Consider the following 15,439-nt stretch of genomic DNA (forward strand, 5'->3'; position numbering starts at 1 on the left):
ACGTACGGTGGTGTGAGAGGTCGGTAATTAAAAGTTACCTCCTACTCGATTTGTTTTAGAAACGGTTTTGTTTTAGAAACTTATGTATCTTAAATCTTTGGTACGGTTTTGTTTTTAGAAACTTGTGGTTCTTGGAACTACACATAAGGTAGAAAAAATCCTCCGACTAATACAATTTCCCGAACTACTTGCTGCGTAAGTAATTCGAGAAGTTGTATTGATCTTCTGAGTAAAACTATCTTACAATGTGTTCTTATCTAGAATTTTACCAGATTTTAAATCATCAATCTCGGAAACAATGAAACTCTTTTTCTCTAAGCGCTTAATAATTTCCTTCAAAGTATTGATATCTGTTCCAGAAGGTAATGTGAAAAGCGTTCTACGTACGACTTCGTTGGACTTGGCATCCAAAGTCATACATGCGGCAACGGAAACATATTTGGCGAAAATTTTTGACATTTTTTCCAAATCGCCACGATCCCCTGAAGAACTGACTGTTAGTACGTAGCTACTAATATCCAAGTTCCAAGCGTCTGACAACATGCTCAAGAGTCTTGAGTGAGTCAAAATTCCGTAGAATAAATTGTTTTCGTCAAGAACAGCGATGTATGGCAAATCTTTGATATTGAAGAAAACCTTGAAGAAAGGTGAGTCGACGCTGATCGTCTTAGTGGCATTTTTCATCAAAGTAGTTACAGGCAAACTCATATCGCCACCACGTGATTTATGACGGTAGATGTGCATCTTATAGATGTTACCCCTAAATATTTGACCACTCTCATCCAAAATTGGCACACAACGATAACCTGAATCTTCAAGTACCTTCAAGGCCTCTTCGAGAGTTACAGTTTCTTTAACTGTAGTAAGCTTGTCCTTTTTAAGTACAAGTGATTTAACTAACATATATATTCACATCCAATCAAAGTATAATTGAATTAATAATACAGTACTTCGAAGTAAAAAAAAAGCTAGAGTGTGACAAAACTCGGGTAACTCCCGAGCAATAACAGTAAAATACCGATATTCGCATTATGAATATTGGTATTTTACTGTTATGCGGAAGGAGTTGAGTTTTGGTGCACGTTTATGGCTACATATAGGGCGAAAAATAAACGATCATGCAGCTATTTAGGGTAAAAAAAAGCTGAAACAAATTATTCATTTGTTTCAGTCTTTTTTAAGCACGATATTTTGGATTATTGACGACCCTTGATACCTGTAGCTTCGAAACCATCTTTAAGAATTTTTTCAAGTTCTGCAGCTGATTTCTTCATTTGTGCTGATTCTTCATCGTTCAATGGGACTTCAACAATTTGTTTTAGACCTTTACGGTTAACAATAGCAGGTGAACCGATGTAAATGTCTGAAACGCCGTATTGACCAGTCATCATGTTTGATAATGGAAGAACAGTGTTTTCGTCGTTTAGCAAAGCCTTGCAGATTCTTGCAAGAGCAGTACCGATACCGTAGAATGTAGCACCCTTAGTATTGATAATGTCGTAAGCAGCGTTAACAGTCTTCTTGTAGATCTTGTCAAGAGTATCTTTAGTGATTTCTGGGTGTTGTTCCATCCATTCGGCCATTGTAACGCCACCAACAGTTAAGTGTGACCATGCAGCGAATTCTGAATCACCGTGTTCACCCATGATGTAACCGTGGACTGAGCGAGGGTCAACTTCTAGTTCTTCACCGACAAATTTTTGTAATCTGGCAGTATCTAGTGATGTACCTGAACCAATTACACGTTCCTTAGGGAAGCCTGAAAGTTTCCAAGTAGCGTATGTCAAGATGTCAACTGGGTTAGCAGCAACAACGAAGATACCATTGAATCCTGATTCAACGATAGGATCAACGATTGTCTTCAAGATGTTCAAGTTCTTGTTTACAAGGTCAAGTCTTGTTTCACCTGGTTTTTGTGGAGCGCCGGCTGTGATAACAACGATATCAGCATCCTTAGCATCTGAATATTCACCAGCGTGAATGTTCTTTGGGAATGAGAATGGAATTGCATCTGCAAGGTCCATTGCGTCACCCTTAATCTTGTCTTTTGCGATATCACAGATAACTAGTTCTTGTGCAATACCTTGAAGTGTCATAGCGTAAGCAAATGTTGAACCTACGGCACCGTCACCAACTAGAAGTACTTTTTGGTGGTTCTTTTCGTTTGTTGGAGTTGTCATTATAAAATATCATCCCTTCGAAAATAATATGTTCCGTGGTTCATTATACAAATAATTAAGGGTAATTAACAAGTTCATTGTGAAAAAAGTAAAAAAATAGTGAAATTAACATGATATAATGTAAATTCGAAATGAGGTATTAAATATGAAACTAATTGTTGGCTTAGGAAATCCAGGCAAAAAATACGATCGTACAAAGCATAATATGGGCTTTATGACCATCGATAGATTGATGGATGAATATGGCCAAACACAAATGAAAAAGGACTTTGAAGCTGAATACTGCAAATTCAAAGTTGATGGCGAAACAGTTTTCTTAGTTAAACCTTTAACATTCATGAATGAATCTGGTCGAGCAGTAAATTTCTTGATGGGCTATTTTCAAATCAGACCTGAAGAATTGATGGTTATCCAAGATGATCTCGACATGCCGATCGGTAAAGTTAGATTAAGATCAAAGGGTTCTGCTGGTGGTCACAATGGGATTAAGAGTATAATTTCAGCTGTGGGTACAAAAGAGTTCAGTCGAATTAAAATCGGTATTCAGCATCCCGATAAACAGTCAGTAGTAAATTGGGTCTTGACGCCTTTTTCAAAGGATCAAGCTCCGGTTGCCTTAGCTGGGATCGACCAAGCAGTTGACATGGTCAAAGACTGGGTCAAAGGTGACACGATAGATCAATTAATGAACAAATACAATTAAAAGAGAAGCCAAAGGGGGCAAAAATTGGATCTAATAAATTTCATTACGAATAAGCTCGACCTTGGGGAATTTATTAATCAAGTTAAGCCAGAAACGAAAAATGCGTTGACAGGTTTAACTGGATCAACTATTTCCCTTTTTGTATTGGAAACTTTAAAACAAACAGGTAAAAAAGTATTGATCGTGGAGAATACCAATTTCCACGCTAATAAGCTCTATGACGATTTGAATCTCTTAGATAGCGATTCAGTTCACTTGTTCCCAGTTGAGGAATCGATCTCGACTGAATTGGCTACCAGTTCGCCGGATGAATTGAGTCAAAGACTTGATACATTGAGTTTTTTGGTCAGTGATGAGCCGGGCGTCGTCGTTACGTCAGTCGCTGGTTTGGAATACGAATTGTCTGCCAAAGAATTATTCAAAGCGGCACAGTTAGAGATTGAAGTTAATGAAGAATATGATCTTGAAGACTTGAATCAAGAGTTCGTTCAGATGGGCTATGTTAAAGATAAATTAGTCGCTAAGCCAGGGGATTTTGCTATCCGTGGTGATATTGTCGATATTTATCCATTGAATGTCGACAACCCAATCCGGATCGATTTTTTTGGTAATCAAGTTGAAAAAATCAAATACTTCGACACGGAAACACAACGTAGCATGGACGAACTGACGAAGATAAATGTGTTGCCAGCTAAGGATCGAGTCGTAACTGATGAACAAGTGGCTAGTGGTTTAAAGAAGTTACAAAGGAGCTACCAGCGACAACTTGAGTCAGCCGATAAAGATATCAAAGAAAATTTGGAAATATCATTTGGTCAGACGATCGAAGAATTATCTGAAGGAATGCGTCCGGAAAATATCGGTAGGATCGCGGATTATATTTTTGAAAATCCGCATAGTTTAGTAGATTATTTAAATCCTGATGATATCGTTATTTTCAACGAATACAATCGATTGATCGAACAATCCAATGACAGTCAGGCTGAAAATCAATCTTGGCTAGCTAGTCAATTAGAGTTTGGCAAAGCTTTGCCAGAACAAAAGATCCGTCAGAGTTTTGCCGATAACATCAAAAAAGATGTTCACGCCCAAATATACTTATCAACGTTGCAGCAGAGTATGGGTCGGATGCGTCTGAATCAATTGGAAAATGTTTCGGTCCGTTCAATGCAACAATTCTTCAGTCAAATGCCACTGTTGAAGTCTGAAGTGGAGCGTTGGCAAAAACAAGCTTATACCGTGATTTTGGTAATCAACAACGACAAAAGGATCAATGCAATCGACGATACATTGGTCGATTTTGGTATCAAAGCAACCTTAACGACCGCTGACAAAGTGATCGAGGGCAATACGCAGCTGATGAATGCCAGTTTAAGCTCTGGTTTTGAAATGCCAGATCAAAAATTAGCCATCATTACCGAGAAGGAACTTTTCAATCGGCAACCGAAAAAACGTCGTCATCAAACTTTGGCAAATGCGGAACGTTTAAAGAGTTACAACGAATTAAAACCGGGTGATTATGTCGTCCACGTCAATCATGGTATCGGTAAGTTTATCGGTATGCAGACGATGGAAGTCGACGGCAAGCATCAAGATTACATTACGATTGAATATCGTGACGATGGTCGCTTGTTCATTCCAGTAACGCAGCTGGATATGGTACAGAAATACGTTTCAGCTGAAGGTAAAGCACCTAAGACGAATAAATTAGGCGGCAACGAATGGCAAAAAACTAAGCGCAAGGTGCAATCAAACATTGAAGATATTGCGGATGATTTGATTGATCTTTACGCTAAACGTGAAGCTGAGAAGGGCTATGCTTTCCCTAAAGACGACTCCTTGCAGACTGATTTTGACAATGCCTTTCCTTATCCAGAAACGCCGGACCAATTACGTTCGATCGAGGAGATCAAGCGTGATATGGAAAAACCCCATCCAATGGATCGTTTGTTGGTCGGGGATGTTGGTTTTGGTAAAACGGAAGTAGCTCTCAGAGCAGCTTTCAAAGCCGCCGAATCGGGCAAGCAAGTAGTCTTTTTGGCACCAACGACGTTATTGGTTCAACAACATTATGAAACGATGAAAGAACGCTTTTCCGGATTCCCAATCAACATTGGTGTCTTGTCACGTTTCCAAACTCGTAAACAAGTTAAAGAGACGCTTGAACAATTAGCAGATGGAACAATCGATATTATCGTTGGAACTCACCGTCTGTTATCTAAAGATGTTAAATTTCACGATATCGGCTTGTTGATCATTGATGAGGAACAACGTTTCGGTGTTAAACACAAGGAAAAAATCAAGCAGTTGAAAGCTAACGTTGATGTTTTGACGTTGACAGCGACACCGATTCCTCGGACATTGAATATGTCCATGCTGGGCGTGCGTGATCTGTCTTTGATCGAAACAGCACCAAGCAATCGTTATCCGGTTCAAACCTATGTAATGGAACAAAACTACGAAGTTATCGCTGGAGCAATCAAACGTGAGATGGCTCGTGGTGGGCAAGTCTTCTATCTTCACAATCGAGTGGAAGATATGGACCAAGTTGCAGGGCAACTGCAGGCTTTAGTACCAAATGCTCGAATTGCGACTGCCCATGGCCGGATGAACGAAACACAAATGGAAGGTGTCATTTCAGACTATTTAGCTGGCGAATATGACGTATTAGTAACGACGACAATTATTGAAACTGGTGTTGATATGCCTAATACCAATACTTTGATCGTTGAGAATGCTGACCGTTATGGTTTGTCTCAACTTTATCAAATCAGAGGCCGAGTCGGTCGTTCTAATCGAGTGGCTTACGCTTACTTGATGTACCGTCCCAACAAGGTATTGACTGAAGTCGGTGAACAGCGCCTGGAAGCCATTAAGAACTTTACCGAATTAGGCTCCGGCTTCAAGATTGCGATGCGTGATTTATCGATTCGTGGAGCTGGTAATTTGTTAGGTAAGCAACAACATGGTTTCATCGATTCAGTTGGTTTCGACTTTTATACGCAGATGCTAAACGATGCCGTAGCTAAGAAACGTGGTCACACTAAAGCTGAAAAAACCAACGCTGAAGTCAATTTGGCTTTGGAAGCCTATTTGCCAGCCGACTACATTACGGATCAACGTCAAAAGGTAGAATTATACAAACGGATTCGTCAGATCGATTCAGTCGAAAATTATGCTGAAGTGAAATCAGAATTATTGGATCGGTTCGGTAAATACCCACAAGAAGTCGGCAATCTGCTAGACATCAGTTTGTTGAAGAATTCCTTTGATGAATCATTAGTGAAGAGCGTCGTAATGCGTAACGGCATGATTGCTATCAAGTTTTCTAAGAAAGCTTCAGATTATTTAACTGGAGACTTAGTCTTCAAGTTCTTAGCCAACACGACGATGAAAGCTAAGGTCAATGATAAGAATGGTGAATTTACCATCACCTTGGATTCTGGAAGCGTCAAGAAGGACGAATGGTTCGAACAATTAAAGACGTTTGCTGACAAGATGGCTGAAGGTTTTGACAATTTAAAGAAAGAAAAAATTAAAAACTAATATGCAAAAAGAAGTGTCGAGAGCTATTAAGGGGACTTGGATTTTGACGATTGCCTCATTGTTTTCTGAATTATTGAGTGCAATTTATCGAATTCCATTGCAGAACATCGTTGGGGATCGGGGCTATTTCATTTATCAACAGGTGTATCCCATTTACGGTATTTTCTCCGTATTGGCTCTGTCAGGCTTGCCGGTGGTTATCTCGAAGACGTTTGCTCAACAAGAGACCATGGCTGCTAAGCACAATCTGTTGAAAAAGACTTTCATTATTTTGATGGCTGGATGTTTAACTATTACGGCTTTATTGTGGATGTCATCGCGTTATCTAGCTTTTCTCATGGGGGATCCGAATTTGTATCCTGAAGTGAGAGTTGTGGCATTGACATTTTTATTGGTTCCCTTTGAGGCTAGTTTGCGAGGTTATTTTCAAAGTGACTTAATTATGGAACCGAGTGCAATTTCACAAGTTTCGGAACAGTTTTTCCGAATCGTGATCATCATCGGCAGTGCTTTATTGTTCGGTCATGGAGTATTGGATGTCTATAAGATGGGAACTTTGGCTAACTCGGGTGCTTTTATCGGTGGTTTGTTAGCGGTGGCTATCTTGGTAGTTCACTTCTTGAAAACCCGTAAGTACGATACTGAAGAGAATCCTGATGCGACGATCAAGTTGGAGCATGGTTTGGCTTTGGAGGTAGTTTTGATCGTTGTTTTCACCGGAATCACGATCTTCTATCAATTCATTGACTCCTTTTCGACCTTGCGACTGTTGATGCACGCTGGTATGTTGCGAGATCAAGCTGAGATTCAAAAAGGTATCTTTGATCGTGGGCAACCTCTGTTGCAATTAGGAATTGTTTTATCCTTATCTTTTGTGTCAACAATCATGCCACAATTGAAGGAAAAAAATCGTTTAGAACAAAATAAAGGTACTATTCAAAAGATGGTCCGCGTCTGTTTGTGGCTATCGGTTGCTGAAACGGCTGGACTTATCGCCTTGATGCCACAGATCAACACGATGTTGTTTACAAACGCTAGTGGTTCAAAAACATTGAGTATTTACATGTTGTCGATTTTGATTGTTTCGTTTATCAATCTACTGATAGCAGTAACGAGTGGCGACGACGAAAAAAATGTTCATAAATTAGTCTTGTTCGGGATGTCTTTGGTTGCTAAAGTAGCTTTGAATGTCATCCTAGTGCCGAAATATGGTATTGCCGGTTCAGCCATGGCCACAGTTTTGAGCGAGTGCATTATTTTGTTCGGTATTTTAACGATTTATAATTTTAACCGTGAATTTTTGTCGCTGGATAAAAAATTCATCAAAAACTTGATCAAGACGGGGTTGATCATGGCTATTGCCGTCAAAATCGTCGTCAAGATTTTAACGCTCCACTTTGGCGTAATGACGCGTGCTAACAGTATTTTGATAAATCTGGTTGCTATTCCGATTGGAGCAATCGTTTATCTAAAACTTTCAAAGCGTTGGCATATGTTGGCTAAAGCTGAGTGGGAAATTTTACCGATGGGTAAATATATTACTAAGTTTATGAAAATTGAGGATTAATTATGAGATTAGATAAATATTTAAAAGTAAGTCGTATTATCAAGCGTAGAACTGTCGCTAAAGAGTTTGCTGACAATGGCCGTGCTCTTATCAACGACCGTGTTGCCAAATCATCTAGTGAAGTTTCTGTGGGTGATGTATTAGAATTACACTTTGGTGAAAAGACGATGAAAATTCGCGTGCTTAACATCAAAGAAACAACTAAAAAAACTGATTCAGTGGATATGTACGAAGAAGTTTAAAGTTCAAAATTTAAAATTAGAAATAGATTAAAATTAACAATTTGCTTATTCAAATAATCGCTTAAACTTGTTATACTCAAAGTAATCATTTCTAGGGGAGTAGTGGTATGGAAGTACATAAACTAAATTCTAACGTTTCTGTATTACAACCGAAAAAATCACAAACTCCGAAACCTAATCACAACAATCATGCCAAGGTAGTTCATCGGCGGCGGATTTTGTTGATAGGAATCGTTTTTGCGATTATTGTGGTTGTTTTTGGCGTTCAAATTTTTAATGCTCACCGAACATATGCCAATACGATGGAACAAATAGAAATTAGCAATCAGAAGTTGACCAAGCAAAAAGCCACGCAAAGGGACTTGAAGCTAGAAGTTAGTCAACTTCACAACACGAATTATTTGGAAAAATATATCCGCGAGAAATACATGTATAGTAAACCAGGCGAGCAGATCTATAACTTACCTGATGACGTTAAGACCACTACGATTCAAAAATAGGGAAAGGAATTATTTTTAATTAGATGACAGTTGAAGTAGGAGCTAAAACAGAAGGTAAAGTTACCGGAATTACAAACTTTGGGGCATTCGTTGACCTTGGAGAAGGACAAAGCGGAATGGTGCACATCAGTGAAGTCGCTGACGGATACGTTAAGGATATTCACGATGTGTTAACTGTCGGTGATACAGTTAAGGTTTTAGTTCTTAGTGAAAAAGACCACAAGATCGCACTATCGATCAAACAAGCATCAGATAAGTCAAAGCCAAAGTATCATTCACATCGTTCATATGATCGTAATGATCACAACAGCAGAAAACCACAACAACACAAGCCAGAAAGTTTCGACGACATGATGTCAGGCTTCATGAAGGAAAGTGAAGAACGACTAAGCGTTATTAAGAAGAACACTGAAGGCAAACGTGGTGGCCGTGGCGGACGCCGTAGCTAAGACAATATATCAGGTTGGGACTATTTTAATTCAAGGGGGATCAAATGGAACTTGATAATAGGATTATAGGTACCGTTAGAAAAACTTTGAAACGATATCGGGCCCAAAGAGTTTTAATAGCTGTTTCTGGTGGCGTCGATTCAATGGTTTTGTTGGAAGTCGTCGCGCAGATCTTGCCACCGGAACGATTTGGAGTCGTCAATGTCGATCACGACCTGCGAAAAGAAAGTGCTTCGGAAGTAAAATTCGTGCAGGATCATTGTTTAAAAAATGGCTACCAGTTCTTCACAACTAAGTGGCAAGATAAGCCAGTCGATGATATCGGTATGGAAGCTGCCGCTAGAGAGTTTCGTTATGGATTTTTTAAGGAAATAATGACCGCAAATAACTTCGATACGTTGTTAACAGCCCATCATGGCAACGATTTGGCGGAGAATATTTTAATGAAGATGATTCGCTCGGGCAATGCATATGAAGTCGTTAGTTTAAAAGAACAGCGTCCTTTTGCCAACGGTCAGATCGTACGGCCGCTGTTGAGCTTTGCCAAAAAGGAATTGAGTGAATATGCCGATATTCACAATATTAAACATGTTCAGGATGAAACTAATTTTGACAATATTACGATGCGCAATCGTTTAAGAAATAATATTTTCCCTGAACTGCAAAAAGAAAATGGGCAGCTATTGCCACACTTTCGTTTCTTCGAACAACAGTTGATTGCATTGATCGACTTGGCTAAGCAACAATTTGAACAAATTGAACAGGCGATGGAGCTGACGAAAAAAGACCAATCGATCACCGGCTTGATTGCCCCCGTATTAGCTTTGAATACTGAACAGCAAACGTTGTTTTGGGGGAACTTTTTTACGAAAAGTCAGTTGGATGTGACGATCAGTAACCGTCAGATCGATCAGATCATCGAGATAGTCAGTGGCAATGAAGCTAATGCTTCAATCAATTTGGAAGATTCGTGGCAATTCATTAGAAGTTATGACCGTTTCGTGATCAAAAAGACGATGCCTCGTAATTTAACAACGGTGGATTTGAAATTAGGACAGAGTGAAACTTTCGGTCAAAAAAAAGTGACTGTCAGTGAGAATGAAACTGATTTTGATTTAACGGTTGCAAAGATCCCTCAAAAAATCACCTTACGAACGCGTAGGGATGGCGACAAACTCTTGTTATCCAATGGTCAGCATCAGAAATTGAGCAAGCGTTTTATAAATGAAAAAATACCTGGATACAAACGAGATAATTATTTAGTTTTATTATTTGATAATCAGATAGTATGGGTTGAAAAAATCTATAATTTAAGCGATTATTTAAAAAAAGGTAATAACCATTACCAAATTAACTTGACTGAGGTAAAAGGATGAATTCAGATATTGAAAAAGTTTTAGTTTCACAAGAAGAAATTGAAAAAGCCAATGTTCGTCTTGGAAAAGAACTAACAGAGGAGTATCGTGGCAAAAATCCGTTGTTCGTCTGTATTTTACGCGGAGCTGCTATGTTCATGATGGATCTAGTTAAGCACGTTGACATCGAAATGGAATACGACTTCATGGATGTTTCTAGTTACGGTGGTGAAAATACTACAACTACTGGAGACGTTCGGATTATCAAGGACTTGGATACGTCGTTACGTGATCGCGATGTAGTGATCGTTGAAGATATCATTGATACTGGATATACCTTGGATCGTTTGACAGAATTGTTTAACGCTCGTCATGCTAAGTCGATCAAAATCGTTTCATTCTTGGACAAACCGGCTCGCCGAATCAAGCACGTGAAGGTTGATTACGTCGGAGTTCAGATTCCAGATGAATTCGTTGTAGGCTACGGAATGGACTACAATGAGCATTATCGTAATTTAGGTTATGTTGGGGTCTTAAAGCCAGAGGTATATACTACAAAATAATTAAGTTAGAGTTACAATTATTATTGTGTTACTGTTCACCAATGTTACAATATGTAACGTCTAAGTGATTTAGGAGGAAATGTATGAAAAATAATCGAAATAGGTTAATCAATAATAGCCTGTTTTACATCTTGCTCTTCGTTGTTTTGGTCCTTGCAGCAAGTTGGTTTGCTGGTGGTCAATCCTCAGACCAATCAAAGACGCTAAGCCAAGACCAATTCATCACACAATTGAAGCAAGGCAAAGTGAAGAACTTCAAATTAGAACCTATTGGGGGAGCTTATCAAGTAACTGGTGAATACAAGAAAGCTCAAAAAGCTGAAACAACACGTTCTGTGTCTCTTTTCAGCCGTACTCAAGCTACAAGTTCTACTGAAGTAACTTCTTTCAGTTCAACTGTTTTGCCTAACAATGACACGTTGAAAATGATCAACAATGCCGCGATGTCCAAGGGAGTCAAGACTACTGCTGCTCCTAAGTCACAATCGGGACAATGGATATCATTGATCTTGACGGTGATTGTTCCGTTTGCATTATTCTTCTTTATCATCTTTGCGATGATGGGTCGTGGAGGCCAAGGTGGTGGCGCTAACCGTGTCATGAACTTTGGTAAGTCCAAGGTCAAACCTGAAGATCCTAAGAAAAATAAAGTTAGATTTTCTGATGTTGCCGGTGCCGAAGAAGAAAAGCAAGAACTTGTCGAAGTTGTTGAATTTCTAAAAGATCCAAGAAAATTCGTTTCTCTAGGTGCTAGAATACCGGCCGGTGTTCTTCTAGAGGGACCTCCCGGGACTGGTAAAACTTTACTAGCTAAGGCTGTTGCTGGTGAAGCTAAAGTTCCTTTCTACTCAATCTCTGGTTCAGATTTCGTTGAAATGTTCGTTGGTGTTGGTGCATCACGTGTTCGTGATTTGTTCGAAAACGCCAAAAAAGACGCTCCATCAATCATCTTCATCGATGAAATTGATGCTGTCGGTCGTCAACGTGGTTCTGGTACCGGTGGTGGTAACGATGAACGTGAACAAACTCTTAACCAATTATTGATCGAAATGGATGGATTTACAGGTAACGAAGGTGTTATCGTTATGGCTGCTACTAACCGTTCTGATGTCCTTGATCCTGCCTTGTTACGTCCAGGTCGATTCGATAGAAAGATTCTTGTTGGTCGTCCTGACGTTAAGGGTCGTGAAGCTATCCTTAAAGTTCACGCTCGTAACAAACCATTTACAGATGATGTAGATCTAAAAGCAATTGCTCAACAAACTCCAGGATTCGCTGGTGCTGATCTAGAAAACTTACTTAACGAAGCTGCCTTAGTTGCTGCTAGACGTGGTAAGCAAAAGATCGATCCAACTGATCTTGATGAAGCTGAAGACCGTGTTATCGCTGGTCCTGCCAAGAGAAATCGTGTTGTTCCTGAAGAAGAACGTCACACGGTTGCATATCACGAAGCTGGACACGCCTTGATCGGTTTAGTATTGAGTGATTCAAGAGTTGTTAGAAAGGTTACCATCGTACCTCGTGGACGTGCCGGCGGTTACGCTATCATGCTTCCTAAGGATGATCAAAACCTTGCAACTAAGAAAGAATTGAACGAACAAATCACTGGTTTACTTGGTGGACGTACTGCCGAAGAAATTATCGTCGGTCAACCTTCATCAGGTGCTTCAAACGATTTCGAGCAAGCTACACAAATCGCCCGTACGATGGTTACTGAATACGGTATGACTGACAAGCTTGGTACAGTTCAACTCGAAAAGAATGGTCAACCATTTAGTGGTGGTAACTATCGTCAACTACCTTCATATTCAGAAGATACTGCGAAAGCTATTGACCAAGAAGTTAAACGTATTATCGATGAAGATCACGAACGTGCTCGAGAAATTATCGAAACACACCGTGAACAACATAAGATTATTGCTGAAGCCTTATTGAAGTATGAAACACTTGATGAAAAGGAAATCTTGAGCTTGTATAACACTGGTAAGATGCCAGCTAACGATCCAAACCAAGAATTCCCAAGTGAAAGTGCTGCAACCTTCGAACAAGCAAAGAAGGCCGCTGAAGCTAAAGATGTTGCTAGACAAAAGACTGAAGAATCAAATAACGAAACTCCAAAGACTGACAATGATGGTCTTGACGAGAAGACTTATCCTTCAGAACAAGATGGCAAGTCAACTGATGAAACTAAATCAGACACTGACAAGTCAGATGATAACGGTTCTGATGATTCAACAGACGATACAAATAACAACAACGATAATGACAATAATAAAGATAATCAATAAGAAAAAGCGACTCTTACGAGTCGCTTTTTTGAACGGAGGAAAACATATATGACTGATACTTTGACAAAAGCCATCTCTAAGGACGGTAAATTTAGAGCCTACGTTGTCAACGCAACTGAAACGATCCAGGAGGCTCAAAAAAGACATGATACTTGGAGAAATTCTAGTGCTGCCTTAGGTAGAACCATGATCGGTTCAATGTTAGTTGCCACTTCAACTTTGAAAGAAGATGAAGTTTTGACGACTAGAGTTCAAGGCGACGGACCAGTTGGTGCTATTGTCGTTGATGCAGATGCTCAAGGAAATGTTAAAGGTTACATCTCTAATCCCCATGTGAGTTTAAAAGCACGTGAAGATGGCCACATTGATGTAGCGGCAGCTGTTGGTACCAAAGGTATGCTCAGTATTACTAAAGATCTACACATGAAGGAACCATTTACAGGCCAAGTGCCATTGGTTTCCGGCGAGATCGGCATGGACTTTACATATTACATGGCCAAATCAGAACAAATTCCTTCAGCTATTGGTGTTTCAGTTTTCGTAACGCCAAATGAAACGGTTGGTGCCGCAGGTGGTTTCATGATTCAAACATTGCCAGGAGCAACTGACAAAGATATTTCTCAAATTGAAGCTAATTTAAAAGTCGTTCCTAATCTTTCAACTCTCCTTAATGAAGGTTTGAGTAACCAAGATATTATGGATAAGATCATGAACGGTATTGAAATGAAATATCTTCAAGATATGCCGGTTCAATTCAAATGCGATTGTTCCAAAGATAGATTTTCTAAATCTTTAGCAACTTTATCCAAAGACCAATTGCAATCAATGATCGATGAAGATCATGGTGCTGAAGCTGTCTGCAAATTCTGTGGCAACAAGTATGAATTTTCCGAAGCTGAATTACAAAAAATTCTTTCCGAAAAGAAATAATGATATTTGCCATGTGAATGGTTAATTTGTTATTATTGCAAGTTGTAATTGAAAAATAGAGGTACAAAGAATGGAATGGAAAATCGGTGACGTTACAATTCCTAATCAAATTGTCGTCGCACCCATGGCTGGAGTAACTAACTCGGCTTTTAGAGTCACGGCTAAAGAGTTTGGTGCCGGTTTGGTCGTCTGTGAAATGATCAGTGACCAAGGTATCAAATATCGGAATGCTAAAACCTTGGGTATGATGTTTGTCGATCCTAAAGAACATCCTGTCAGCATTCAAATTTTTGGTGGAACCAAAGAATCTCTCGTGCAAGCGGCTCGATATGTGGCTGAAAATACAGCGGCTGATATTATCGATATCAACATGGGTTGCCCGGTCAAAAAGGTAACCAAAATTGGCGCTGGCTCGAGTTGGTTAAAAGACCCTGACAAGTTATACGATGCTGTCAAGGCAGTCAGCTCGGCTATTGATAAGCCTTTGACAGTTAAGATGCGAACCGGTTGGGATGATGACCATATTTTGGCTGTTGAAAATGCTTTGGCAGCCCAAGAAGCCGGAGCTAAAGCTATTGCTATGCATGGACGGACGAAAACCCAAATGTATACGGGACATGCGAACTGGGATATTTTACACGAAGTCGCCCAGCACCTCACAGTTCCGTTTATGGGCAATGGCGATGTGAAAACGCCACAGGATGCTAAAAAGATGCTCGATGAAGTGGGAGCTGACGCCGTTATGGTCGGCCGAGCCGTTCTAGGTAATCTTTGGCGCCTCAATGAAATGAAGCATTATTTGGATACTGGCGAGATGCTTTCTGAACCAACTGTTGCAGAAAAAATTAATATTGCTAAACTTCAACTGCAACGTCTGGTAGACTTAAAAGGTGAGCATGTTGGTGTTCCAGAATTTCGTCAACAGGCAGCATATTATCTAAAGGGGATTCCCCATGCAGTCAGAACTCGTGCTAAAGTAGTGAATGTAAATACAATGCAAGAAGTTTTTGATGCTTTAGATGAATTTGTTGAAAGTTACGAAAAACGAGAAGCGAGATCTTCAAAAATTTCGTAGACAGGGGGAAAAATTTTGAGTAACGAAAATAAGAAAAAGCA

13 protein-coding genes are annotated in these 15,439 nt (G+C 39.6%); 11 read left to right on the forward strand and 2 right to left on the reverse strand.

Annotated elements, in window-relative coordinates; translation table 11 throughout:
• Positions 1-240 precede the first annotated feature (240 nt).
• Entirely contained in the window at positions 241-903 is a 663-nt protein-coding gene (gene cbpA / locus FD29_RS06435; protein ID WP_057888128.1) for a cyclic di-AMP binding protein CbpA, read from the reverse strand.
• Positions 904-1,196: 293 nt separating this feature from the next.
• Positions 1,197-2,180, reverse strand: a complete 984-nt coding sequence (locus FD29_RS06440) for an L-lactate dehydrogenase (protein WP_057888129.1) — start codon at positions 2,178-2,180, stop codon at positions 1,197-1,199.
• A gap of 145 nt (positions 2,181-2,325) precedes the next feature.
• On the opposite strand from FD29_RS06440, the gene pth reads away from it, so the two are divergent.
• From pth to dusB, 11 genes are all read left to right on the forward strand, one after another.
• The gene (gene pth, locus FD29_RS06445) at positions 2,326-2,883 is read left to right on the forward strand and encodes an aminoacyl-tRNA hydrolase (protein ID WP_057888130.1); all 558 of its coding nucleotides are present in this window, start codon (positions 2,326-2,328) and stop codon (positions 2,881-2,883) included.
• A gap of 24 nt (positions 2,884-2,907) precedes the next feature.
• Positions 2,908-6,429 carry a transcription-repair coupling factor gene (gene mfd, locus FD29_RS06450; protein WP_057888131.1) on the forward strand — a complete coding sequence of 1,174 codons (3,522 nt, stop codon included), beginning with the start codon at positions 2,908-2,910 and terminating at the stop codon, positions 6,427-6,429.
• Between the two features lies 1 nt (position 6,430).
• Entirely contained in the window at positions 6,431-7,996 is a 1,566-nt protein-coding gene (locus FD29_RS06455; RefSeq protein WP_083477798.1) for a putative polysaccharide biosynthesis protein, read from the forward strand.
• 2 nt (positions 7,997-7,998) lie between these two features.
• Positions 7,999-8,238, forward strand: coding sequence for an RNA-binding S4 domain-containing protein (locus tag FD29_RS06460; protein WP_057888133.1), 240 nt, complete (start codon positions 7,999-8,001; stop codon positions 8,236-8,238).
• Positions 8,239-8,345: 107 nt separating this feature from the next.
• Positions 8,346-8,738, forward strand: a complete 393-nt coding sequence (locus FD29_RS06465; protein ID WP_057888134.1) for an FtsB family cell division protein — start codon at positions 8,346-8,348, stop codon at positions 8,736-8,738.
• Positions 8,739-8,761: 23 nt separating this feature from the next.
• Complete coding sequence (locus tag FD29_RS06470; RefSeq protein ID WP_057888135.1) at positions 8,762-9,187, forward strand: S1 domain-containing RNA-binding protein; 426 nt, start codon at positions 8,762-8,764, stop codon at positions 9,185-9,187.
• 44 nt (positions 9,188-9,231) lie between these two features.
• Positions 9,232-10,563, forward strand: a complete 1,332-nt coding sequence (gene tilS, locus FD29_RS06475; protein WP_057888136.1) for a tRNA lysidine(34) synthetase TilS — start codon at positions 9,232-9,234, stop codon at positions 10,561-10,563.
• A complete protein-coding gene (hpt, locus tag FD29_RS06480) occupies positions 10,560-11,105 on the forward strand; it encodes a hypoxanthine phosphoribosyltransferase (RefSeq protein WP_057888137.1) in 546 nt (181 codons plus the stop codon). Before tilS ends, hpt begins: the two co-directional genes overlap by 4 nt.
• 83 nt (positions 11,106-11,188) lie before the next feature.
• Complete coding sequence (gene ftsH / locus FD29_RS06485) at positions 11,189-13,393, forward strand: ATP-dependent zinc metalloprotease FtsH (RefSeq protein WP_057888138.1); 2,205 nt, start codon at positions 11,189-11,191, stop codon at positions 13,391-13,393.
• Positions 13,394-13,441: 48 nt separating this feature from the next.
• Positions 13,442-14,323 (forward strand): Hsp33 family molecular chaperone HslO, encoded by an 882-nt coding sequence (gene hslO, locus FD29_RS06490; RefSeq protein WP_057888139.1) that lies wholly within the window; start codon positions 13,442-13,444, stop codon positions 14,321-14,323.
• 70 nt (positions 14,324-14,393) lie between these two features.
• Entirely contained in the window at positions 14,394-15,398 is a 1,005-nt protein-coding gene (gene dusB / locus FD29_RS06495; RefSeq protein ID WP_057888140.1) for a tRNA dihydrouridine synthase DusB, read from the forward strand.
• Positions 15,399-15,439: the final 41 nt, after the last annotated feature.

Source organism: Companilactobacillus mindensis DSM 14500, assembly GCF_001434275.1.
Lineage (GTDB): Bacteria > Bacillota > Bacilli > Lactobacillales > Lactobacillaceae > Companilactobacillus > Companilactobacillus mindensis.